The following is a 20429-nucleotide window of genomic DNA, read 5'->3' on the forward strand; positions in this document are numbered from 1 at the left end:
AAGCGCAGGAAGCGCAGGAAGCGCGGCGCACCGCCGCGCGCTTCGTTACGCCGGCGCGATCGGAGCGTCGCGTCCGTCGATGAGCGTATCGCGTCCGGCCTCGAGGATCTCGTCGGCCAGCGCGGGATCGGTGCCGGCGATCGCGCGCGACAGCACGAGCGCGCCGACCATCTGGCTGAAGACTGCGAGCGCGTCGCGCCGCGTCTGCTCCGGCGTCGCGCCTTCGATCGCCACCATTCGTTCCAGCCGGTCGAGATACGTGGCGAGGCCGTGCGCGTAGCACGCGCGCGCCGCATCGGTCAGTCGCGGCGCATCGCCCGCGAAGCCGGACAGCGGGCACCCGGCCTCGACGTTGTCGCGATGCGCCGCCGACAGATACGACGCCACCTGAGCGGCGAGACTGTCGGCATTCGGCGAATCCGCGCGGTCCTGCATCGCCTTGTCCATCACCGCGGCGACCAGCGCATCCTTCGACTTGAAGTGGTTGTAGAAGCCGCCCTGCGTGAAGCCGGCTTCCTTCATCAGCTCCGTCAGCCCCACGGCGTCGACGCCGCGCGCGCGGAACAGCCGCTCGGCAGCCGCGACGATCGCGCTCCGGTTCTCGGCAGCCTGCTGTCTTGACACGCCCATCGATCCCTCCCTGATTCTGTCGATCACGTCGATTGAAAAACACAATGTCGATCACCATTGACACGTTCGAATGGCGCGAACACAATGCACCGCAAAGACAATGGTGATCGACATTGATATCGAGTGTAGCCGACTTGGCGGGTGGTGCGAAGCCACGGCCGGAATACGGATGGAAATCGGTCAGGGTCTTTGGCGCCGCAGGGTGACGGGCAGCGGACGGCTCGCCGCCTGCCCCCGGTGGCGCAGCGATTCGGTATGCAATGGCAGCCTCGTTTTCCACCGGATCTCCCGCGCGCGACGAGCCGGCGTGCGGGCGATTCATCATGCGAAAGGAGCGATCATGAAGATCGAAGGTGCAGTCGTTTTCGTGACGGGCGCAAACCGCGGGCTCGGGCTCGAGTTTGCGAAGCAGGCGCTCGCAAGAGGGGCGCGCAAGGTCTATGCGGCGGCGCGCGATCCGGCCACCGTGACGCTGCCGGGCGTCGTGCCCGTGAAGCTCGACGTGACCGATCCGGCGGCCGTCGCCGCGGCTGCCGACGCGGCGCGCGACGTCACGCTGCTGATCAACAACGCAGGCATTGCGCGGCCCGGCAGCCTGACGGACGACGGCGCGCCCGACGCGCTGCGCGAGCACTTCGAAACGAATGTATTCGGGATGCTGGCGATGTCGCGGGCGTTTGCGGGCACCCTCGCCGGCCATGGCGGCGGCGCGATCCTGAACATCCTGTCCGTCGCGAGCTGGGTGAACCGGCCGGTCCTGTCGGGCTACGGCGTGTCGAAATCGGCCGCATGGGCGCTGACCAACGGGCTGCGCCATTCGCTGCGCGAGCAGCACACGCAGGTCGTCGGGCTGCATGCCGGCTTCATCGATACCGACCTGACGCGCGGCTTCGACGTGCCGAAGGCAACGCCGGACGACGTCGTGCGCCAGGCCTACGACGCGATCGAAGCGGGCGCGGAGGAAGTGTCGACCGACGAGTTCACGCGGCACGTGAAGGCCACGCTGTCGGCGGGCGTCTATCTGGAGGAACCGGCGCCGCGTTGACGCCGCCGGGAAGGTCGGCCCGCCGCCCGCGCTGCGCGCGCGGCGGGCCGCGCCGTCAGGCCGTGGTGTCGATGGTGCCCGGGATCTTCACGTCCGGGTTCACGTCCGCGTCGTAGTCGACGCCGGCGATCTCGAAGCCGAACAGCCGCAGGAAGTCGGTCTTGTAGCCAGCGAAGTCGGTCAGCTCGTACAGGTTCTCGTTCGTCACCTGGTCCCACAGCGCGATGACCTTCGCCTGCACCTGCGGATCGAGTTCCTTGTAGTCCGCGCGCAGGCGGCCTTCATCGTCGACGTGCGGCGTCGTGCCGTACAGACTGTCCTTGAAGAGCCCGTATACCTGCTCGATGCAGCCTTCGTGCGTGCCGGTTTCCTTCATCACCTTGAACAGCAGCGACAGGTACAGCGGCATCATCGGGATCGCCGAGCTCGCCTGCGTGACGACGGCCTTCAGCACCGACACGCGCGCATCGCCGCCGTGCGCGGCCAGCTTTTCACGGATCGACAGCACCTTCTTGTCGAGATCCTTCTTCGCTTCGCCGATCGAGCCGTTCCAGTAGATGTCGTGCGTGATCTGCTCGCCGAGATACGTGAACGCGGTCGTCTTCGCGCCGTCGGCCAGCACGCCGGCTTCATCGAGCGCGTCGAGCCACATCTGCCAGTCCTCGCCGCCCATCACGGCGACGGTGCCGTCGATCTCTTCCTGCGTCGCCGGTTCGAGCGCGACTTCGCGGATCACTTCCTTGTCGGTGTCGAGGCCGCGGAACGTGACCGGCTTGCCGATCGGCTTGAGCGTCGAGCTGATGGTTTCGCCCGTCTTCGGGTGCGTGCGGCGCGGTGCCGCGAGGCTGTAGACGACGAGATCGACCTTGCCGAGATCCTGCTTGATGGTGTCGATCGTGACCTGCTTGACCTTGTCGGAGAATGCGTCGCCGTTGATGCTGCGCGCATACAGCCCCTTTTCCGCCGCGAATTTCTCGAACGCGGCGCTGTTGTACCAGCCGGCCGTGCCGGGCTTCGATTCGCTGCCGGCGCGCTCGAAGAACACGCCGAGCGTGTCCGCGCCCGAGCCGAATGCGGCCGAGATCCGGGCGGCGAGGCCGTAGCCGGTCGACGCGCCGATCACGAGCACCTTCTTCGGGCCGTTGGCGATCGGGCCGTGCGAAGTCACGTAGTCGATCTGTTCCTTGACGTTGGCTTCGCAGCCGACGGGATGAGTCGTCACGCAGATGAAGCCACGCACGCGCGGTTTGATGATCATCAGAATTTGCTCCGAGAAACCCCGCCATTGATGGCGGGAAGGAAAGGAATGCTGTTGACAGGCAGCTTCTTCCACAGTTTAGGATCACCGGTATGATTCTTGTCTACCGCTACCGGGTGAAGTCGCTCAACGGACTGCTTAACAAGCAGAGCCGTGCGGTGAACTACGTCTGGAACTTCTGCAACGACACGCAGAAGCACGCGCTCAAGTGGAGCAAGAAATGGCCGACCGGCTTTGACCTGAACGTGCTGACCACCGGCAGCAGCAAGGAGCTTGGTATCCACTCCGGTACCATCAACGCAACCTGCGAGCAATACGCGAAGTCGCGCAGCCAGCGTCGGCGGCCTTACTTGCGCTATCGCGGCACGAAATCGCTCGGCTGGGTACCGCTGAAGGGGCGTGATCTGAAACGCGAGGGATACGCGTTTCGTTTCGCCGGCAATACCTTTCGCGTGTTCAACAGCCGGCCGCTTCCCGAAGGCAAGATCAAGGACGGAACCAACTTTGCGCAGGATGCGCGGGGCAACTGGTTCCTGAATATCGTGATCGAGATGCCCGATGTTCCAGTCCGACCGATCCGTTCCGGCATCGGTATCGATCTCGGTCTGAAAGACTTCGCCACACTTTCGACCGGCGAGAAGGTGCCCAACGACCGGTTCAGCCGGCGCGCGGCCGAAAAGCTGGCGAAAGCCCAACGGGCGCGAAAGCACAAGCGCCATATCGCGAAACTGCATGCGAAGGTGGCGCATGTGCGCGCCGATTTCCAGCACAAGCTCGCGCTCGATTTGGTACGACGCTTCGATTACATCGCGGTCGGCAACGTGTCGGCCGTGAAACTCGCCGGAACCAGGATGGCAAAGAGCATCTACGACGCATCCTGGTCGTCCTTCCGAAACAAGCTCCGTTACAAGGCGATGGCGCACGGGGTCACGTTCGAGGAAATCGACGAAAGCGGTTCTACCCAGTCCTGTTCGTCGTGCGGTTCGAAAGACAGCACGACGCGGCCGAAAGGTATCGCGGGGCTGCGAATAAGGGAGTGGACCTGCAGTGACTGCGGTGTCTTGCATGATCGAGATACCAATGCTGCGTTGAACATTCTCCGATGCGGACGTGCATCGCCAGGTGTGGAAATCCTCCGCCTTCAGGCGTGGGAGGACGTCAAGGAAACCTCTTGTCAGAAAGGCGCGGGCGGTCTGAAATCGGAAAAATCCCGCGCATTGTAATGGAAGCGGGCGGGCACGGCGGGAAAGGCGGGGGCGACGGCGGCCGCAATTGCCTGGGGTCGGACCACGAGGGCAGCGATTCTCGTTGCATCATTTATTTCTCTCTTGACAGAAATAACTGAAATGAATAAATTTCCCGACATGGAACTCACACCGATTGCCGAACGATTCATTCTCCACTGGGGCGAAATGGGCTCGCGGTGGGGCGTCAACCGAACCGTCTCGCAGATCCACGCGCTGCTCTACCTGGCCGGCCGGCCGGTCGCGGCCGACGAGATCGCCGAGACGCTCGACGTCGCGCGCTCCAACGTCAGCACGAGCCTGAAGGAGCTGCAGGCGTGGCGACTCGCGAAGGTCGTGCATGTGCTCGGCGACCGCCGCGACCATTTCGAGACGTCGACCGACATCTGGGAACTGTTCAAGCTGATCGTCGAAGGGCGGCGGCAGCGCGAGATCGAGCCGACGCTCACGGTGCTGCGCGATTGCCTGACGAGCCCGGAGATCGCCAACGAGAGCCGCGAGACCGAACAGCGCATCCGCGACACGCTGCAGTTCGTCGAGACGCTCACGACCTGGTCGGACGAGATGCTGCGGCTCAAGCCCGACACGCTGATGAAGGCGCTCGGCATCGGCGCGAAGATCAGCCAGACGGTCAGGCGCAAGCCGTCGAAGTAAGCGGTAACGGAAGTGCGGGCAGGCAGCCCGCTTTTTTCGGAATTGATATTTCTGTCGTTACAGAAATAACTGTAAATAGAGGATGAAAATGAACGCAGTCTTGCCGTCGGCCGGCCAGAGCGGCTGTACCGGGGAACGCAGCATGACCGTCCTCGTCTGCGGCGCGAACGGCTTCATCGGGCGGGCACTGTGCGCGCAGCTCGAGGCCGGCGGCCATCGCGTGCTGCGCGGCGTGCGCGATGCGGCCGGCCCGCGCGACGTCGCGATCGACTTCGCGAAGGACGTCGATCCCGCAGCGTGGCTGGCGCGGCTGGAAGGCGTCGACGTCGTGATCAATGCGGTCGGCATCCTCGGCGATCGACGCGGCGCGACGCTCGATGCCGTACATCGCGCCGCGCCGTGCGCGCTCTTCACCGCTTGCTGCCGCGCGCGTGTGCGGCGCGTGATCCAGATCTCGGCGCTGGGTGTCGAGCGTGGCGATACGCGGTACTTCGCGAGCAAGCACGCAGCCGATCGCTTCCTGCAGACGCTGCCGATCGACTCCCGGATCGTGCGTCCCGCGCTCGTCTACGGGGCGGCCGGCACGTCGGCGCGGTTTTTCCGGATGCTTGCGAGCCTGCCCGTGCATGCCCTGCCGGCGGGCGGCCATCAGCGGCTGCGTCCCGTGCACGTCGACGATCTCGCCGAACTCGTCGCGCGGCTCGTCGCGCAGTCGTTCGATTCGCCGGCGGCCGGCAGCGCGGTGATCGACGTGGTCGGCAACGACGAAGTCGAATACCGCGAGATGCTGGCCCGCTACCGCGCCGCGCTGGGTTTTCCGCCGGCCGCCGGCGTGACGCTGCCGGGCCCGCTGGTCGGCGCGGCGGCCGCGCTGCTCGGCACGCTGCCGGGCGCGATGTTGACGCGCGACACGTGGACGATGCTGCGCGGCGGAAACACCGGCGATCCGGCGGCTGCCACGGCCGTGCTCGGCCGGCCGCCACGCGGCATCGATGGTTTCATCGGCGCGGACGCGGCCGCGCTGCGTCGCGACGCGCTTGCGATGTGGCGGCGCCCGTTGCTGCTGGGTGCGCTCGCGATCGTGTGGATCTGGACGGCCATCGCAAGCGCGTTCATCCATCCGCTGCACGCGAGCCTCGCACTGCTCGCGCATGCGCACCTGACGGGGCTGCCTGCGTTGGTCGCGCTCTACGCGGCAAGCGCGCTGGACTTCGCGTTCGGCATCGCGACCGTCGCCGCGCCGTCGCGCCGCCTGTGGGCCGCGCAAGCCGCGCTGATCGTCGCGTATTCGGCCGTCATCGCGGTCACGATGCCGGGCCTGCTGGCCGAACCGTTCGGCCCGGTGCTCAAGAACGTGCCGATTCTCGCGATCCTGTTGATCCTGTTTTCAGAAGAAGAGCACGCATGAATACCTATCTCGTCGTCAAGGCGCTGCATATCCTGTCCTCGGTGCTGCTGGTCGGCACGGGGTTCGGCACCGCGTTCTACCTGTTCTTCGCGAACCGCACGCGGTCGGTGCCCGCGATCGCGGCCGTGTCGCGACTCGTGGTGCGCGCGGACTGGTGGTTCACGACGCCGGCCGTGCTCTTCCAGCCGGCATCCGGGCTGTGGCTCGCGCACACGGCCGGCTGGCCGTGGCATACGCCGTGGCTCGTCGCGTCGATCGTGCTGTACGCGGTCGCGGGCGCGTGCTGGCTGCCGGTCGTGTGGCTGCAGGTCGAACTCGCCGCGATGGCGAAGCTCGCTCACGTGAACGGCGACGCCGCATTGCCGGAACGCTACTGGCGCTATGCGAAGCGCTGGGAACTGCTCGGCTACCCGGCGTTCTTCGCGATGCTGTCCGTCTACTTCCTGATGGTGCTCAAGCCGATGTAAACGCGTTGTCTCCGCACGGGAGCGGCGGCAACGCGCACCTGAACGCAGTCGATCGATTCACGATGCTTGCGATAAAAAGAAGGAGTGCGAAGCATGGACTCAAATGAATTGGTACTGTACTTCGACGGACGGTGTCCGTTGTGCGTCGCGGAAATACGGCGTCTCGGGGCCTGGAATACGCGACACCGGCTGGCGTTCGTCGATATCGCCGAGCCGGGTTTCGATCCCGCGCCGCTGGGTGTCGACCTGCCCGCGCTGAATCGCGAACTGCACGCGCGCCTGCCCGACGGACGCATGCTGACCGGCATGGACAGCATCCTGGCCGCCTATACGCTGGTCGGGCGCCGCTGGCTTGTCTGGCCGCTTCGCGTGCAGGCGATGCGCGACGCACTTGCGCCGCTGTATCGCCGCTTCGCACGCAACCGGCATGCGGTTTCGCGCTGGCTCGGCTATCACGCCGAAGCGCACTGCGACGGGCCGGCGTGCGGTATCGGCAAGGCCGCCGAAAGCACGCCGGCGGATCGCCCTGCGCGCGATGACATGCGCCGCATCGTAGTGAGCTGGATGTATGGCGCGGCGATCGTGCATCTGCTCGTCGGCGTGGCCGTTCCGTGGCTCGCCGGTGCACCGTTCGTCGATGCGTATCACCGCGGCATCGAGCTGCATTTCTGGGCGGGCGCGGCACCGGAGCAGGCGCGTGCCCAGCAGATATGGTGGATGTCGCTGATCGGCGCGACGGTGCAGTGCGCGTCGGTCTGGATGCTCGCGCTCGTCCACCTCGGCAACCGGTTGCGGAAGCGGGACGTGTGGGGATGGCTGTTGGCCGGCCTGCTGGTCTGGGCGCCGCAGGACATGCTGTTTTCATTGCAGGCCCATGTACGGGGCCACGTGGCGATCGACGCGGCGGCACTCGTCGCGATGGTTCCGCCGCTTGTCTGGCTGTGGAGGAGGGATACCGTATGAACACCTTGCCTGCCTTCGACTGGGCGCTCAACCTGCTGATCGTGCAGGGCGCGATGGGCGCATTCGATACGCTTTATCACCACGAACTCACGCAGGACTTGCCGCACAGCCCGCGCGCGCGGCTCGAGCTGGCGATTCATGCGGTGCGTTCCGTGCTCTACGGTCTCGTGTTCGCATCGATCGCGAACGTCGCGTTTCATGGCGCCTGGGTCGCGGCGATCGCGTTGGTGGTGCTCGTCGAAGTGGTGCTGACGTTGTGGGATTTCGTTGTCGAGGACCAAAGCCGCAAGCTGCCGGCGACCGAACGCGTGCTGCACACGTTGCTGGCCGTCAACGGCGGCGCGCTGTTCGGGATGCTCGCGATGCAACTGGCCGTCTGGGCGCACGAACCGACCGCGCTGCATGCGATCGACCTCGGCTGGCGCGGCTGGCTGCTCAGCCTGTTCGCCGTCGGCGTGACGGTGTCGGGTATCCGCGACGGGATTGCCGCCTGCCGGATCGCGCAACACGCTCCGGTCGCCAATCCGTTCGCGGGACAGCCGGCCGGTAACGTGCTGGTCACTGGCGGGACCGGCTTTATCGGCGAAACCCTCGTGAACCGGCTGCTCGATGCAGGGCATACGGTCACGCTGCTGGCGCGCGATCCACTGCGCGCGGCCTATCAGTTCCAGGGCCGCGTGCGCAGCGTGACGTCCGTCGCACAACTGCAGCCGCACGAGCGTTTCGACGCGGTGATCAATCTCGCAGGTGCGCCGGTGCTGGGCGCGCACTGGAGCAAGCGCCGGCAGGCGCTGCTGCTCGCCAGCCGCGTCGGCGTCACGCAGTCGCTGATGCGCTGGGTCGAGACCGCCGAGGTCAAGCCGCGCACGTGGATCCAGGCATCCGCGATCGGCTACTACGGCGTGCGCCCGGCCGACGAACGGCTCGACGAGGGCAGCAGCGCCGGCACCGGCTTCATGTCCGAGCTGTGCCGGCAGTGGGAGCTGTCCGCGCAGCCGCTCGAGCGTCATGGGGTGCGCTCGGTGGTGCTGCGGCTGGGCGTCGTGTTCGGCCCCGGCGGCGCGTTGCGCCCGATGCTGCTGCCGCATTACTTCGGGATGGGCGGACGTTTCGGCGACGGCGCGCAGGTGATGAGCTGGATTCACCGCGACGACGTGCTGCGGATCATCGCGCGCGCGATGTCGAACCCGGGCATGCGCGGCGTCTACAACGCGGTCGCGCCCGGTGCATTGACCCAGCGCGAGTTCGTGCAGGTCGTGACGAAGGTGCTGCGTCGCCCCGCATGGCTGCACGTGCCGGCCGCGCCGCTGCGCTGCGCGATGGGCGAGATGGCCGAGCTGCTGCTGGACGGGCAGCGGGTGATGCCGGCGCGGCTGCATCAGGACGGCTTCATGTTCGGGTTCCCGACCGCCGAGCACGCGCTGCGCGACCTGACGAAGCGGCCGCACGCCGATTTTGCCTGCACGGCCTGCCGTTTCCCGCGACGTCGTGTTTAAATTCGGCGTGAACGCGTTCGGGGCGTGTCGTGCGTCCCGAGCGCTCGCATCCGACCTCACAAGGAGACTGCATGCTGCACATCCTCGGCAAGATCCCGTCCATCAACGTCCGCAAGGTGCTGTGGCTGTGCACCGAGCTGAACCTGCCGTTCGAACAGGAAGACTGGGGCGCGGGCTTTCGCACGACCAACGATCCGGCCTATCTCGCGCTGAATCCGAACGCGCTCGTGCCGGTCATCAAGGACGACGATTTCGTGCTCTGGGAATCGAACACGATCATCCGCTACCTCGCGAACCGCTATGGCGGCGACGCGCTGTATCCGGCCGAGCCGCAGGCGCGCGCGCGGGTCGATCAATGGATCGACTGGCAGGGCGCGGACCTGAACCGTTCGTGGGTCGGCGCGTTCCTCGGCCTCGTGCGGAAGTCGCCCGATCATCAGGACCCGGACGGCATCGCGCAGTCGATCGCGGGCTGGACGAAGCACATGCGCGTGCTGAATACGCAGCTCGAATCGACCGGCGCGTTCGTGGCCGGCGACACCTTCACGCTCGCGGACATTCCGATCGGCCTGTCGGTGAACCGCTGGTTCGGCACGCCGTTCGAGCATCCGGATTTCCCGGCGGTGTCGCGCTATATCGAGCGTCTTGCGACGCGCGAAGGCTTCAAGACCTACGCCGGCAGCGCGAATCCGTGACGCATCGCAGGTAGCGCGCGAAGCGGCGGCGTTGCAAGCGCCGCCGCTTTACTACCGGCATGCACGGGCACGCGCGTCGGTCGTCACGCGCCGGGTGCCGGCACGGCGTCGAGCACGCGCGCGAGAAACGCCTCGTGATTCCACGCGGATTCCGGCCGCGACAGCCCGAGCCGCACGACCACCAATTGGCGGCTCGGCACCACGCTCACGAACTGGCCTTCATGGCCGACCGCATGAAACGCGTCGGCCGGCATCGCGCTCGCATGCGGATCGCGATCGTTGAACGGCTCCGGTACCTTGACCCACAGATGCGCGCCGAACTCCTGGCGCGGTGCCTGCGGCGTCACGCGCGTCAGGTAGCGCACCCAGCCCTCCGGCAGCAGCTGCTGCCCGTTCCACTCGCCGTCCTGCAGCAGAAGCTGCCCGAAGCGAGCCCAGTCGCGCGCGCTCGCATACATGTATGACGAGCTGCCGAGCGTGCCGGATGCATCGGGCTCGAACACCGCGCTGCGCATCCCGAGCGGCGCGAACAGCGCGCGGCGCGGCAACGCGAGGTAGTCTTCCTCGCTGCCGCCCAGCGCTTCGCGCATCACGCGCGCGACGATCGCGCTGGTGCCGCTCGAGTAGTACCACTGCGTGCCGGGTGTCGAGGCGAGCGGCTTCGCCGACGCGAACCGCGCGGTATCGGGCTGCGTGAACAGCATCACGGCGACGTCGGACAGCGGGTCGTCGTAGTCCTCGCTGAATTGCAGGCCGCTCGTCATCCGCAGCAACTCGTCGAGCGTGATGGCCGCGCGCGGGTCGCCGGTGCCGCGCCATTCGGGCAGCAGCGCCGACGCATCGGGCGACAGCTTGTGCTGCGCGACGAGCATGCCGACCAGCGCGGCCGTCACGGTCTTCGTCATCGACCAGCCGGGCAGCGGCGTATCGGCCGTGAAGCCGGGCGCATAGCGTTCGGCGATCACCTGTCCGCGCCACATCACGACGACCGCGCGCGTGCGTCGCGGTTTCGCCGGATCGGGTTCGTCGAATGCGCGATCGAGCGCGGTCTGCAGCTTGTGCGCGTCGATGCCGGCGGGTGGCGCGACGGGCGCCGGCTGTGCGGGCGGCGGATCGGGGAGAAGGGGCAACGCAGCCGGCAACGTGGCAGGCGACGGCCCGAGCACGAGCGTGCAGCCGAGCCCGGGCCGGAAGTCGGCTGCGCGTTCGGCGAAGCCGGCGAAGGTCGCCACCGCACGATGATGGTCGGGATCGAGCGACGGGCGCACCAGTTTCAGCAGCGGATGTACGCCGGCCATGATGTCGACGTCGATCACGGACGCGGCCGGGCGGCCCGACACGTACACGCCGGAACACAGCGCCTTCGCCGCATAGCCGGTCGCGATCGGCGCGAGCCGGGACAGCATGTATCCCGCATAGCCGAGCGCGGCCAGCAGCACGAGGGCGGCGCCCCGTCGGATCAACGGCTTGATGGGTGTCGTCATGCGCGAGCGTCCTTGGTTGTCTGCAGGCAAGCCATGAACCGGCAGTGTCGCAGGTTCGGGCAAGCGGTGGCAATCGCGGGTGCTGGCGACGCCGGGTGGCGTCGATCGGGCGCATGTTGCCCGGCGTGTGCGAATCGTATGTGTCGATCGCGCATGTGAACGGGCCGCATTGCGGCCCGTTCACGTGGTACGTCATTGCATGTTGTTGTTGTCCGAACGCAGGGTCCAGACCGTCGCGGTATTCGTGTTGTCGTCGACGGCCGCGAATTGCGGCTGGCCTTTGCTGCCGTGCCCGAACGCAAGGCCGAATGCCGAGCCTGGCGCGGTATCGACCTGCATTTGCGCGACGAAGCGCCCGTCCACCGTGAATTCGACGATCTCGCTCGGTTGCAGCGGGTCGGGGTTGACCGCGTCGCCGTTCGCGGTCACGAGATGGCCGTTCGGCGCGAGCGCCAGCGCGAGCGGGCCGTGCAGGTGCTTTGCGTCGAAGTAGATCATCCGTCCGACGCCGCCGTTGCGGTTCGTCGACGCGGCGTTCTGGATCGCGAACACCGCGTTGTCGCCCGTGGACGCGACATACAGGACATCGACGTCCGGGTCGTACGCGAGGCCGGTCGGGCCGACGACGAGTGCATTCGGATCGGTCCGGTTCACGTAGCCCGACGCGATGATGCGCGAGCCCGGCAGCATCGTGACGCCGTCGTCGCCGATCGCCAGTTCGATTCGTGCGACCGTGCCGTTCAGTACGTTCGACACGAACGCGGTCACGCGCTGGCCGCGATCGATCACGGTCATGTCCCACGGCCCGTCGAGCAGCGTGGCGCTGACCAGTTGCTTGACGAGATTGCCTTGCGGATTGATGACGAGCAGCGAGCCCGGCGCGACCACGGTCTTGCCGTCCGGCGCCGGCACGTTGCCGACCAGCACGAAGCCGCTGCGCAGCACCGCGAGCGCGGTCGTCAGGCCCAGATTGCTGCCGTGGAAGAACGTCGCCGGCGTATTGCCGGGCGACAGCTTCACGATCGTCGTGCCGGTGCCTTGCAGGTTCGACGCCGCGTTGAAGTTGGACACGACGACGTCACCCGGTTTCAGCGTGCTCCAGGTCGGCACGCCGCGCGGCACGAACGCGATGCCGTACGGATTGAGATCGCCGTTGGCGGGCACGGTCGATGCGGTGACCGACGAAATCGGCAGGATGATGTCGTTGCCGCCGGCCCACGCGAACGTCGACGACAAGGCGGCCAGCCCGGCGGCGCAAGCCGCGCGGCATAGCGTGCGCGCAAGTGCGTGCGACGCGCGCGCGAAAACCGGTGGGTGAACCGCGAAGACGGGCGGGGCGGGCGAACGACAGGAGGGGAGAGGGTCCATGACATGACTCCGGTTGATGATCGCGATCAGTCATCCCGGCTGCCGGCCAGCGCAGCCGACGGGTGTCCGGCGCCGGTTCGCGATCTTGCCGCGCGAACCCACGCTCGAAATAAACGGATGGCGACGGCTGCTTATTCCATCCGGTTGCGCTCGTTGCACGCGCACCGGCAGCCATTGTTCGCTGCGATGGCGACACGGCCTGACAAGTTGAAATATTGGGCGCCGTCGGCCGATAATCGTCGGGCATCGAACGCTCACCCATTCCAACCGTTATCGGAAACCGCCATGTCCTACGACAACAACAACCCGTTCGCCAGAATCCTGCGCGGCGAACTGCCGTGCGTGAAGGTCGCGGAAGACGACGCAACCCTCGCGATCATGGATCTGATGCCGCAGGCCGACGGTCACGTGCTCGTGATTCCGAAGGAGCCGGCCGCGCAGATCTTCGAGCTGTCCGGCGACGCGGCCGCGGCCGGCATCCGCATGACGCAGCGTGTCGCGGCGGCCGTGCGCGCGGCGCTCGAGCCGGACGGCGTGTTCATCGGCCAGTTCAACGGCGCGGCGGCCGGCCAGACGGTCCCGCACGTGCACTTCCATGTGATCCCGCGCTGGGAAGGCGCCGAGCTGCGGATGCATGCACGCGACATTGCCGACGCGGCGACGCTCGAATCGATCGCCCAGCGCATTCGCGCGCGCTTCGTGTAACGGCGCGTTCGCATGCGGCGCGGCGACGGCGTACATCCCGGCCGCCGCGTCGCAGCGGGTTGTTTCGGCGGTCACGCGAAGTAACACGTGTAACCGTCGGCGAAACTCGGCCCGGCAAGCCCGGCGCTAGACTCGGCGCATTGCTTCATCGAGCGACAGGAAGAGCGGAGCGCCTCTTCGTGCCGGCCGCCGCCGCTCGCGGCGGCGCGGTCTTCGCAAGGTGTCATTCGTCTTTCTCGCCGGGAATCGAGCCATGTCCAGACTTCTCATCACGCTTGCCCTGATCGGCGGCCTGTCCGGCTGCTACGTCGCGCCGCCGTACGGCTATGCGCCCGCGCCGGCCTACTACGGCTACGCGCCGGCGTATTACGCGCCGCCCGTCAGCATCGGGATCGGCGGCAACTTCCGCATCCGCTGATCGGGCACCCGGCGCGGGCGCTGCCCGCGCCGGTCCGCTGCCCTTCGCCGGAAGATTCGCGCGGATTCGCGCGCCGCATGACGACGGCGCGCTGCGCATCGTGCGCGCGGTTCCTATACTTCACAGGAAAGCGCATCTCCGGTGAGGCAGCCATGTCGGTCACACGCAAGGTCGCTGTCCTGTCGGGCGTATCCACGCTCGTCTATCTCGGGCTCGCCGTGCTCGGCAGCGGCGGGTTCGCTGCCTTTTTCTCGCATCCGCCGCTGATCGTCGTCGTCGTTGCGACGCTCGCGATGGCCGTCGTCGCGATGTTCACCGAGGGCAACCTGAGCGCCGGCGAGCGCGAGAACCGCGACAACCGCTGGGTGCTCGCGGCATTCGCGGTGACCGGCTTCCTGCTCGCCTATCTGCCGGCGCTGACCGACCGGCTCGATGTCTGGACCTTCGGCGGCGATACGGTGCGATGGCTCGGCGTCGTGCTGTACATCGCGGGCGGTGCGCTGCGCATCTGGCCCGTGTTCGTGCTCGGCAAGCGCTTCAGCGGGCTCGTCGCGATCCAGCCGGGCCATACGCTCGTGACCGACGGCATCTACCGCCGCATCCGCAATCCGAGCTATCTCGGCCTGCTCGTCAATTCGGTCGGCTGGGCGCTCGCGTTCCGCTCGGGCGTCGGCGTGCTGCTGGTCGCGCTGATGATCGTGCCGCTCGTCGCGCGCATCCGCTCCGAGGAAGCGCTGCTGCGTTCGCAATTCGGCACCGAATACGACGCGTATTGCGCGCGGACGTGGCGGCTGCTGCCCGGCGTGTACTGACCCCTCGTCTCGCCCCGACCGTCGTTTCGGGGCGCGCTCGCGACACGGGCCCGATGTGTTGCCACGTGTGTCTCAAACGCGCGACGCCGTGCGTGGCCGGCCTGCCGTTCCGCAGGGCCTGATTGTCGCCGAAGCCAATGCCGGCGCGGGTTCCAGGCGATTTCAGGGAGCGCGTTCTACGTCCGTTATTCGCAAACAACTTGTTACCAGAATGTCCACGGCAAGGGGGTGGGACCGGTGCTATTCTTCGCCGCAAGCTCGTTGAAATGAATTGGTCCGGGGTTCGGCACAATGCCTGAACCGACGTCGATCGATTCAGATCGTCGTACCGAGCGGACCTTCGATAACCAGATTGCGAACAAGGAAGAATACGGGAATGTGGAAGAAAATCGCCCCCGCTCTCGTCGTCGCCGCGCTGACCGGCACGACTGCACTGCCGGCATTGGCCGGTGACTTGAACAACGCGCTTGGCGGCGCGCTCGGCGGGGTTGCCGGCGCAGCGGTCGGTGGTGCGGTCGGCGGCAGCACCGGCTCGGTAATCGGCGGCGCCATCGGCGGTGGCGCGGGTGGTGCGGTGACGTCGAACCGTCGCGAGCGCACCGGCGCGATCATCGGCGGCGCACTCGGCGGCGGCGCAGGTACCGCGGCAGGCAACGCGATGGGCGGCCGCACCGGCGGCCTGCTGGGCGCGGCGGTCGGCGGCGGCGCGGGCGCGGCGCTCGGCGGCAACATGTCGCGCAGCTCGTACGAACGCGATTACGGCGATCGCGGTTATCGAGGCGATCGCGGCTATCGTCGCCACAAGCATCATCACCACCGCGACTGGGACTGATCGCCGCTGGCGCGGCACGGTGCGCGACCTGCGCACCGTCGAGCCGACGGCGTCGGCACCCGACGCGCGAGTCGGCCCGGCGGCCTGCCGGGCCGCCATCGCCGGCAAGACCGGCGACCCTTTCCGGCTTCATCAGCCGCTGCCATATGCCCGATCGACGGGCCGGCCATTTCCCTCCTCGTCGTATTTCCCCGCTTTCCGACCCTACCGCCTGCCGCGCCTGAATACGTGTGCGCAAGATCGGCGAACGCCATCGGTTTTCCGTTCGACGCGTCAACCCGTTCCGGCCTGACGAAGGCTCGCGACCGCAATGGAGCCACTCGCTTGCGCGCGCACATCGACCGTCTGCAATCCGCGTAACCGGATGTATCGCGATCCGCGTTGCGAGACCGGTGTTGCCGCGATCGGAGGCGATGCGTCGATCGTCCCGGCGCTCGTCCGCAATGCGCCCGCCGTCAGGATTTCCCTGATATGCAGACCGCTGCGCCATGCCGCTTCACCGCGCATCGCGGGCGCCGGCGAGTAGTGGAAAATCGAATGGATAGCATCGCAACATTTAATTGGTCGATTGCGATCGACTTCGCTATCGTCAACGATGCCCGCGTACGGAATCGAACCGTGCCGTTAGCCGCGCCTCGCCGCATGATCGCGAGCGTCGCGGCCCGGCCGCCGGACCCACCTGCATCGGTCGCCGCGTCCGATCAACCGGACGGATCCGTCGCGAAGCCTGGCCGACCGAACGAAGGCGCATGCGCTTTCAAGCCACCCCGGCAACGATGTCCCGCCGCCGCATGCGTGCCCCACGCGCCTGCGTGCCGCCCGATGCCGTTTGCGCCCGGGGCCGGACCAACCCATTGCCTGGATGCACTATGTCTAAGACAACGTATTACGCGCCGCACGGCGGCCATCCACCGCAGACCGATCTGCTGACCGATCGCGCGATGTTCACCGAGGCGTACGCGGTGATCCCGAAGGGGGTGATGCGCGACATCGTCACGAGCTGGCTGCCGTTCTGGACGAACACGCGCCTGTGGGTGATCGCCCGCCCGCTGTCGGGTTTCGCCGAAACCTTCTCGCAGTACATCGTCGAAGTGAACCCGGGCGGCGGCAGCGACAAGCCCGAGCAGGACAAGAACGCCGAAGCCGTGCTGTTCGTCGTCGAAGGCGAAGCCGAGCTGACGCTGCAGGGTACGAAGCACGTGCTGAAGCCGGGCGGCTACGCGTTCATTCCGCCGGGCGCGGACTGGACGCTGCACAACGTCAGCGACGCCGCGGTGCGTTTCCACTGGGTCCGCAAGCACTACCAGGTCGTCGACGGCATCCCGCTTCCCGAAGCCTTCGTGACCAACGAGCAGGACGTCGAGCCGATCCCGATGCCGGGCACCAACGGCGCGTGGGTGACGACGCGCTTCGTCGACATGAGCGACATGCGTCACGACATGCACGTGAACATCGTCACGTTCGAGCCGGGCGGCGTGATTCCGTTCGCCGAAACGCACGTGATGGAGCACGGCCTGTACGTGCTCGAAGGCAAGGCCGTCTATCGCCTGAACCAGGACTGGGTCGAGGTGGAAGCGGGCGACTTCATGTGGCTGCGCGCGTTCTGCCCGCAGGCATGCTATTCGGGTGGCCCTGGCCGCTTCCGCTACCTGCTGTACAAGGATGTGAACCGTCACATGAACCTGACGCTGAACCCCGCGCGCTGAACGCCGCGCCGGCAGTCGAACGCGAAAGCCCGCCAGCGGATGCCGGCGGGTTTTTTTCATGGCGCGGAGACTGGCGGGTCATTGCATCCAGGCGGCCGGTGACGCGCATTTCGACTGCAAGCTCAGTGACCTTTCCCGCGCCGGAAAGGCGGAGGCCATCCCGCGCATCATCCCGCCTGCCCGTCGCGCAATGGCGCGCCGGTCAAGCGCAGCTCATGCGCCAGGCCGATCAGCGCGCGCAACCGCGCGGGCACGAAGCGATGGCCCGAATAGTAGAGCCGCAGCCCGCCGAACGACGGGCACCACGGTACCAGCACCGGCACCAGGGCACCGGTCTTCAGTTCTTCGTCGATGAACCATTCGGAAACGAAGCCGATGCCCAGCCCGAACAGGATCGCCTGCTTGATGGCGGACGGTTCATTGAGCGCGAACCGTACGGGCAGGTCCATCTGCAGCTTCTGCCCGTTGCGTTCGAGCTCCCAGTGATAGATGCCGCCGTGGGACATGCGCATGCCGATGCTTTGGTGCTTGAGCAGATCGCGCGGATGACGGGGCGTGCCCTGGCGCTTCAGATAGTCGGGCGTCGCCACCACCAGCATGCGGGTATCGCGCGAGAGCGCTACGGCGATCATGTCCTGCGGCACGGATTCGGCCAGGCGGATGCCGGCGTCGAACCCTTCGGCAACGATATCGATCAGGCGCGACTCGCTCACGATGTCGATGCGGACGTCGGGGTAGCGCCGTGCATACGGGTAAAACAGCGGTTCCATCAACAGGTGCGCGGCGCCCTGCGGCGCATTGATGCGCAGCGTGCCGCTGGGCGTGTCGGGCCCGGTGCCGGCTTCTTCGCCGGCGCTCCTGATCTCGGCAAGCGCGGGCGCGATGCGCTCCACGTAGCGTTGGCCTGCATCGGTCAGCGACACGCTCCGTGTCGAGCGGTTGAACAGGCGCACCTTCAGGCGCGCCTCCAGTCCGGCCACCGCGCTGCTCACCGCCGTCGTGGACATGCCCAGTTCCAGCGCCGCACCGCGAAAGCTGCTGCGGCGCGCGACGGCCAGGACCACTTCCAGTTCGGTCATTCCGGTGCGGTGCATCGATTGTCCTGATTTTCGGGATGAGTCATCAGCCATAAAGCGGCTTATCAGAACAGTAATGTATTCCTAGACTGCGTGTCATGACAGCTTGTCGGATACGCGCAAAGGAGCACGCACCATGCAACGCATCGAACACATCTACATCAACGGCGAATTCGTGACGCCGCACGGCCACGAATGGTTCGACCTGCACGACCCGAGCACCGAGCAGGTCATCGGCCAGGTCCGACTCGGCGACGCGCAGGATGCCGAGCGGGCGATCGCCGCGGCCAAGGCCGCGTTCCCCGGCTGGTCGCGCACCACGCGGGAAGAACGCATCGCCGCGCTCACGCGCATGCGCGAGGCCGTCGTCGCGCGGGAAGCCGACCTGATGCAGGCAATCGTGACCGAATACGGCGCGCCGGTCGTGCGCGGCCGCTGGATGGCGACCTATCCGGCCGACGCCATCCGGCAGGCCATCGCCGCGCTGGAGTCGTTCGCGTTCGAGGAGCAGGCCGGCTCGGCCCGCGTGATCATGACGCCCGTCGGCGTGGCCGGCCTGATCACGCCGTGGAACAGCGATGCGGGGTTCATCTGCAACAAGCTGGCCACCGCGCTGGCGGCCGGCTGCACCGCGGTCATCAAGCCCAGCGAGATGAGCGCGATGCAGACGCAGATCGTCGCCGAGGCGCTGCATGCGGCGGGCTTGCCCGACGGCGTCTTCAATATCGTCAACGGGCGGGGCGACGTGGTGGGCGACGCGATCTCGCGCAGCCCCGACGTCGCCAAGATTTCCTTCACCGGCTCGTCCGCGGTGGGCCAGCATCTGGTGAGCGCGGGCGCAGCCACGATGAAGCGCGTGACGCTGGAGCTCGGCGGCAAGTCGCCCACGGTGGTGCTCGACGATGCGGATTTCGCGAGCATCATGCCGCTCGTGTTGCAGGCCGGATTCGTCAACAGCGGCCAGGCGTGCATCGCGGGTACGCGCGTGCTGGTGCCGCGCCACCGGCTTACGGAATTCGAAGACGTGGCCAGGCAGGCGGTTGCGCGCATCCGCTCCGGCGATCCGCGCAACGCCGAGTCCGACATCGGACCGATGGTCAGCGCGAAGCAATGGGAGCGGGTGCAAAACTACATCCGCATCGGACAGGAAGAAGGTGCGGTGCTGCTGGCGGGCGGCGAGGGGCGGCCCGAAGGCTTGCAAGCCGGGTGGTTCGTGAGGCCCACGATCTTTTCTCGTGCGAACAACCGGATGCGGATCGCGCAGGAGGAAATCTTCGGCCCGGTGCTGACCATCATCCCCTACGAAGACGATGCCGATGCGATCGCCATTGCCAACGATACGCGCTATGGCCTGAGCGCGGTGGTGCTGGGCACGGATCCCGAACGTTGCGAGCGCGTGGCGCTGCAGATCGATGCCGGCCGCGTGCTCGTCAATACGCTGGCCCATGAGCCGCTTGCGCCGTTCGGAGGCTTCAAGCATTCGGGGCTGGGGCGCGAAATGGGCCGGTGGGGCATCAGCGCGTACCTGGAACCCAAGACCCTGATCGGCAGCGCAAGCCGGGTTGTCTGAGCAAGCGTTCCCGTCCGATGCCCCCGTATGCCGTGCGGGGGCGTTTGCGCATCGCGAACCGCTGCACGGCACCGCATCGCATGCGCCAGGGCGTCGCCGGCGATCGCGTGCGCGGGTCGGAACGGGCGAATGCGGTGCGTTCGGACCATGCCGGGCCGCCGGCGAACACGGCGGCGCCACACGCCTGCACGCCAAGTGCGTGCGCGGCGAGTTCGCGCACGCGTGCGACGCCCGTTGCGATATGTCACGGCTTCCCGTTGATCGCGGTCAGATATCGCGCGAGATCGTCGATCGCCTCGGGCGGCAACGGCGCGCCATAGACCGCGCGCATCTTGATGACCTCCGCCTTCCACTCCTGGAACGACAGCGGCGGTTGCCGGGTCACCATGTCGACCGAATGGCAGATCAGGCAATGCAGGTTCGCGAGATCGGCGCCCGGGCCGGGCGGAAACTTCTGCGTATCGCCGGGCAACGCGACCTCGACCGTTCCGGTCGGCGCGGCGCGCGCCGTCTTGCCCGTTTCCGCCATCGCGGCGCTTCCCGCGCAGGTCACCGCTGCGAGCAGGAGCGCGGCACACGTCTTCATCATGATCGGCTC

The 20429-nt window shown here is 67.1% G+C and carries 20 protein-coding genes; 14 read left to right on the forward strand and 6 right to left on the reverse strand.

What is annotated here, in order from left to right:
* Nucleotides 1-45: 45 nt before the first annotated feature.
* Nucleotides 46-630, reverse strand: coding sequence for a TetR/AcrR family transcriptional regulator (locus JYG32_RS29000; protein WP_213265895.1), 585 nt, complete (start codon nucleotides 628-630; stop codon nucleotides 46-48).
* 340 nt (nucleotides 631-970) lie between these two features.
* On the opposite strand from JYG32_RS29000, the gene JYG32_RS29005 reads away from it, so the two are divergent.
* A complete protein-coding gene (locus JYG32_RS29005) occupies nucleotides 971-1675 on the forward strand; it encodes an SDR family oxidoreductase (RefSeq protein WP_213265896.1) in 705 nt (234 codons plus the stop codon).
* Between the two features lie 55 nt (nucleotides 1676-1730).
* Here the strand turns inward: JYG32_RS29005 and fabV are convergent, their stop codons facing one another.
* The gene (gene fabV, locus JYG32_RS29010) at nucleotides 1731-2933 is read right to left on the reverse strand and encodes an enoyl-ACP reductase FabV (RefSeq protein ID WP_213267502.1); all 1203 of its coding nucleotides are present in this window, start codon (nucleotides 2931-2933) and stop codon (nucleotides 1731-1733) included.
* A 92-nt stretch (nucleotides 2934-3025) separates the two neighbouring features.
* Between fabV and JYG32_RS29015 the strand changes: the two genes are divergently transcribed.
* The 7 genes from JYG32_RS29015 (at nucleotide 3026) to JYG32_RS29045 (ending at nucleotide 9860) form a co-directional block, all read left to right on the forward strand.
* Nucleotides 3026-4156 (forward strand): RNA-guided endonuclease InsQ/TnpB family protein, encoded by a 1131-nt coding sequence (locus JYG32_RS29015; RefSeq protein ID WP_433960861.1) that lies wholly within the window; start codon nucleotides 3026-3028, stop codon nucleotides 4154-4156.
* Nucleotides 4157-4297: 141 nt separating this feature from the next.
* The gene (locus JYG32_RS29020) at nucleotides 4298-4831 is read left to right on the forward strand and encodes a GbsR/MarR family transcriptional regulator (protein WP_174383519.1); all 534 of its coding nucleotides are present in this window, start codon (nucleotides 4298-4300) and stop codon (nucleotides 4829-4831) included.
* Nucleotides 4832-4919: 88 nt separating this feature from the next.
* The gene (locus tag JYG32_RS29025) at nucleotides 4920-6239 is read left to right on the forward strand and encodes an SDR family oxidoreductase (RefSeq protein WP_433960862.1); all 1320 of its coding nucleotides are present in this window, start codon (nucleotides 4920-4922) and stop codon (nucleotides 6237-6239) included.
* Nucleotides 6236-6706 (forward strand): DUF2269 family protein, encoded by a 471-nt coding sequence (locus JYG32_RS29030; protein ID WP_174383005.1) that lies wholly within the window; start codon nucleotides 6236-6238, stop codon nucleotides 6704-6706. Before JYG32_RS29025 ends, JYG32_RS29030 begins: the two co-directional genes overlap by 4 nt.
* 93 nt (nucleotides 6707-6799) lie before the next feature.
* Complete coding sequence (locus JYG32_RS29035) at nucleotides 6800-7669, forward strand: thiol-disulfide oxidoreductase DCC family protein (RefSeq protein WP_213265898.1); 870 nt, start codon at nucleotides 6800-6802, stop codon at nucleotides 7667-7669.
* A complete protein-coding gene (locus JYG32_RS29040; protein WP_213265899.1) occupies nucleotides 7666-9165 on the forward strand; it encodes a TIGR01777 family oxidoreductase in 1500 nt (499 codons plus the stop codon). Before JYG32_RS29035 ends, JYG32_RS29040 begins: the two co-directional genes overlap by 4 nt.
* Nucleotides 9166-9236: 71 nt before the next feature.
* Complete coding sequence (locus JYG32_RS29045; protein WP_174383002.1) at nucleotides 9237-9860, forward strand: glutathione S-transferase family protein; 624 nt, start codon at nucleotides 9237-9239, stop codon at nucleotides 9858-9860.
* 83 nt (nucleotides 9861-9943) lie between these two features.
* On the opposite strand, the gene JYG32_RS29050 is transcribed toward JYG32_RS29045, so the two are convergent.
* Both JYG32_RS29050 and JYG32_RS29055 read right to left on the reverse strand, forming a co-directional pair.
* Nucleotides 9944-11344 carry a serine hydrolase domain-containing protein gene (locus JYG32_RS29050; RefSeq protein WP_213265900.1) on the reverse strand — a complete coding sequence of 467 codons (1401 nt, stop codon included), beginning with the start codon at nucleotides 11342-11344 and terminating at the stop codon, nucleotides 9944-9946.
* Between the two features lie 192 nt (nucleotides 11345-11536).
* Nucleotides 11537-12712, reverse strand: coding sequence for a YncE family protein (locus tag JYG32_RS29055; protein ID WP_213265901.1), 1176 nt, complete (start codon nucleotides 12710-12712; stop codon nucleotides 11537-11539).
* A gap of 285 nt (nucleotides 12713-12997) precedes the next feature.
* On the opposite strand from JYG32_RS29055, the gene JYG32_RS29060 reads away from it, so the two are divergent.
* The 5 genes from JYG32_RS29060 (at nucleotide 12998) to JYG32_RS29080 (ending at nucleotide 17185) form a co-directional block, all read left to right on the forward strand.
* Nucleotides 12998-13417: an HIT family protein gene (locus JYG32_RS29060; RefSeq protein ID WP_034181692.1), complete on the forward strand. Its 420-nt coding sequence runs from the start codon at nucleotides 12998-13000 to the stop codon at nucleotides 13415-13417.
* A gap of 253 nt (nucleotides 13418-13670) precedes the next feature.
* A complete protein-coding gene (locus JYG32_RS29065) occupies nucleotides 13671-13835 on the forward strand; it encodes a hypothetical protein (protein WP_167347856.1) in 165 nt (54 codons plus the stop codon).
* Nucleotides 13836-13987: 152 nt separating this feature from the next.
* Nucleotides 13988-14647 carry a methyltransferase family protein gene (locus tag JYG32_RS29070; protein ID WP_213265902.1) on the forward strand — a complete coding sequence of 220 codons (660 nt, stop codon included), beginning with the start codon at nucleotides 13988-13990 and terminating at the stop codon, nucleotides 14645-14647.
* 376 nt (nucleotides 14648-15023) lie between these two features.
* The gene (locus JYG32_RS29075; protein ID WP_034181694.1) at nucleotides 15024-15479 is read left to right on the forward strand and encodes a hypothetical protein; all 456 of its coding nucleotides are present in this window, start codon (nucleotides 15024-15026) and stop codon (nucleotides 15477-15479) included.
* 869 nt (nucleotides 15480-16348) lie between these two features.
* Complete coding sequence (locus JYG32_RS29080; protein ID WP_174382998.1) at nucleotides 16349-17185, forward strand: bifunctional allantoicase/(S)-ureidoglycine aminohydrolase; 837 nt, start codon at nucleotides 16349-16351, stop codon at nucleotides 17183-17185.
* Between the two features lie 167 nt (nucleotides 17186-17352).
* Here JYG32_RS29080 and JYG32_RS29085 read toward each other — a convergent pair whose 3' ends face one another.
* Complete coding sequence (locus JYG32_RS29085; RefSeq protein WP_249744684.1) at nucleotides 17353-18264, reverse strand: LysR family transcriptional regulator; 912 nt, start codon at nucleotides 18262-18264, stop codon at nucleotides 17353-17355.
* 133 nt (nucleotides 18265-18397) lie between these two features.
* On the opposite strand from JYG32_RS29085, the gene JYG32_RS29090 reads away from it, so the two are divergent.
* The gene (locus JYG32_RS29090) at nucleotides 18398-19831 is read left to right on the forward strand and encodes an aldehyde dehydrogenase family protein (protein WP_213265904.1); all 1434 of its coding nucleotides are present in this window, start codon (nucleotides 18398-18400) and stop codon (nucleotides 19829-19831) included.
* A gap of 244 nt (nucleotides 19832-20075) precedes the next feature.
* Here JYG32_RS29090 and JYG32_RS29095 read toward each other — a convergent pair whose 3' ends face one another.
* Nucleotides 20076-20420, reverse strand: coding sequence for a c-type cytochrome (locus tag JYG32_RS29095; RefSeq protein WP_213265905.1), 345 nt, complete (start codon nucleotides 20418-20420; stop codon nucleotides 20076-20078).
* Nucleotides 20421-20429: the final 9 nt, after the last annotated feature.

It is taken from the genome of Burkholderia pyrrocinia, assembly GCF_018417535.1.
Taxonomy (GTDB): Bacteria; Pseudomonadota; Gammaproteobacteria; order Burkholderiales; family Burkholderiaceae; genus Burkholderia; species Burkholderia pyrrocinia_E.

What these genes read in the sequence shown, in the direction of transcription:
- JYG32_RS29050 (WP_213265900.1), bottom strand. Translation starts at nt 11,344, where the DNA reads ATGACGACACCCATCAAGCCGTTGATCCGACGGGGCGCCGCCCTCGTG.
- JYG32_RS29030 (WP_174383005.1), top strand. Translation starts at nt 6,236, where the DNA reads ATGAATACCTATCTCGTCGTCAAGGCGCTGCATATCCTGTCCTCGGTG.
- JYG32_RS29045 (WP_174383002.1), top strand. Translation starts at nt 9,237, where the DNA reads ATGCTGCACATCCTCGGCAAGATCCCGTCCATCAACGTCCGCAAGGTG.
- JYG32_RS29015 (WP_433960861.1), top strand. Translation starts at nt 3,026, where the DNA reads ATGATTCTTGTCTACCGCTACCGGGTGAAGTCGCTCAACGGACTGCTT.
- JYG32_RS29020 (WP_174383519.1), top strand. Translation starts at nt 4,298, where the DNA reads ATGGAACTCACACCGATTGCCGAACGATTCATTCTCCACTGGGGCGAA.
- JYG32_RS29090 (WP_213265904.1), top strand. Translation starts at nt 18,398, where the DNA reads ATGCAACGCATCGAACACATCTACATCAACGGCGAATTCGTGACGCCG.
- JYG32_RS29005 (WP_213265896.1), top strand. Translation starts at nt 971, where the DNA reads ATGAAGATCGAAGGTGCAGTCGTTTTCGTGACGGGCGCAAACCGCGGG.
- JYG32_RS29065 (WP_167347856.1), top strand. Translation starts at nt 13,671, where the DNA reads ATGTCCAGACTTCTCATCACGCTTGCCCTGATCGGCGGCCTGTCCGGC.
- JYG32_RS29095 (WP_213265905.1), bottom strand. Translation starts at nt 20,420, where the DNA reads ATGATGAAGACGTGTGCCGCGCTCCTGCTCGCAGCGGTGACCTGCGCG.
- JYG32_RS29055 (WP_213265901.1), bottom strand. Translation starts at nt 12,712, where the DNA reads ATGGACCCTCTCCCCTCCTGTCGTTCGCCCGCCCCGCCCGTCTTCGCG.
- JYG32_RS29070 (WP_213265902.1), top strand. Translation starts at nt 13,988, where the DNA reads ATGTCGGTCACACGCAAGGTCGCTGTCCTGTCGGGCGTATCCACGCTC.
- JYG32_RS29040 (WP_213265899.1), top strand. Translation starts at nt 7,666, where the DNA reads ATGAACACCTTGCCTGCCTTCGACTGGGCGCTCAACCTGCTGATCGTG.
- JYG32_RS29075 (WP_034181694.1), top strand. Translation starts at nt 15,024, where the DNA reads ATGTGGAAGAAAATCGCCCCCGCTCTCGTCGTCGCCGCGCTGACCGGC.
- JYG32_RS29060 (WP_034181692.1), top strand. Translation starts at nt 12,998, where the DNA reads ATGTCCTACGACAACAACAACCCGTTCGCCAGAATCCTGCGCGGCGAA.
- JYG32_RS29000 (WP_213265895.1), bottom strand. Translation starts at nt 630, where the DNA reads ATGGGCGTGTCAAGACAGCAGGCTGCCGAGAACCGGAGCGCGATCGTC.
- fabV (WP_213267502.1), bottom strand. Translation starts at nt 2,933, where the DNA reads ATGATCATCAAACCGCGCGTGCGTGGCTTCATCTGCGTGACGACTCAT.
- JYG32_RS29035 (WP_213265898.1), top strand. Translation starts at nt 6,800, where the DNA reads ATGGACTCAAATGAATTGGTACTGTACTTCGACGGACGGTGTCCGTTG.
- JYG32_RS29025 (WP_433960862.1), top strand. Translation starts at nt 4,920, where the DNA reads ATGAACGCAGTCTTGCCGTCGGCCGGCCAGAGCGGCTGTACCGGGGAA.
- JYG32_RS29085 (WP_249744684.1), bottom strand. Translation starts at nt 18,264, where the DNA reads ATGACCGAACTGGAAGTGGTCCTGGCCGTCGCGCGCCGCAGCAGCTTT.
- JYG32_RS29080 (WP_174382998.1), top strand. Translation starts at nt 16,349, where the DNA reads ATGTCTAAGACAACGTATTACGCGCCGCACGGCGGCCATCCACCGCAG.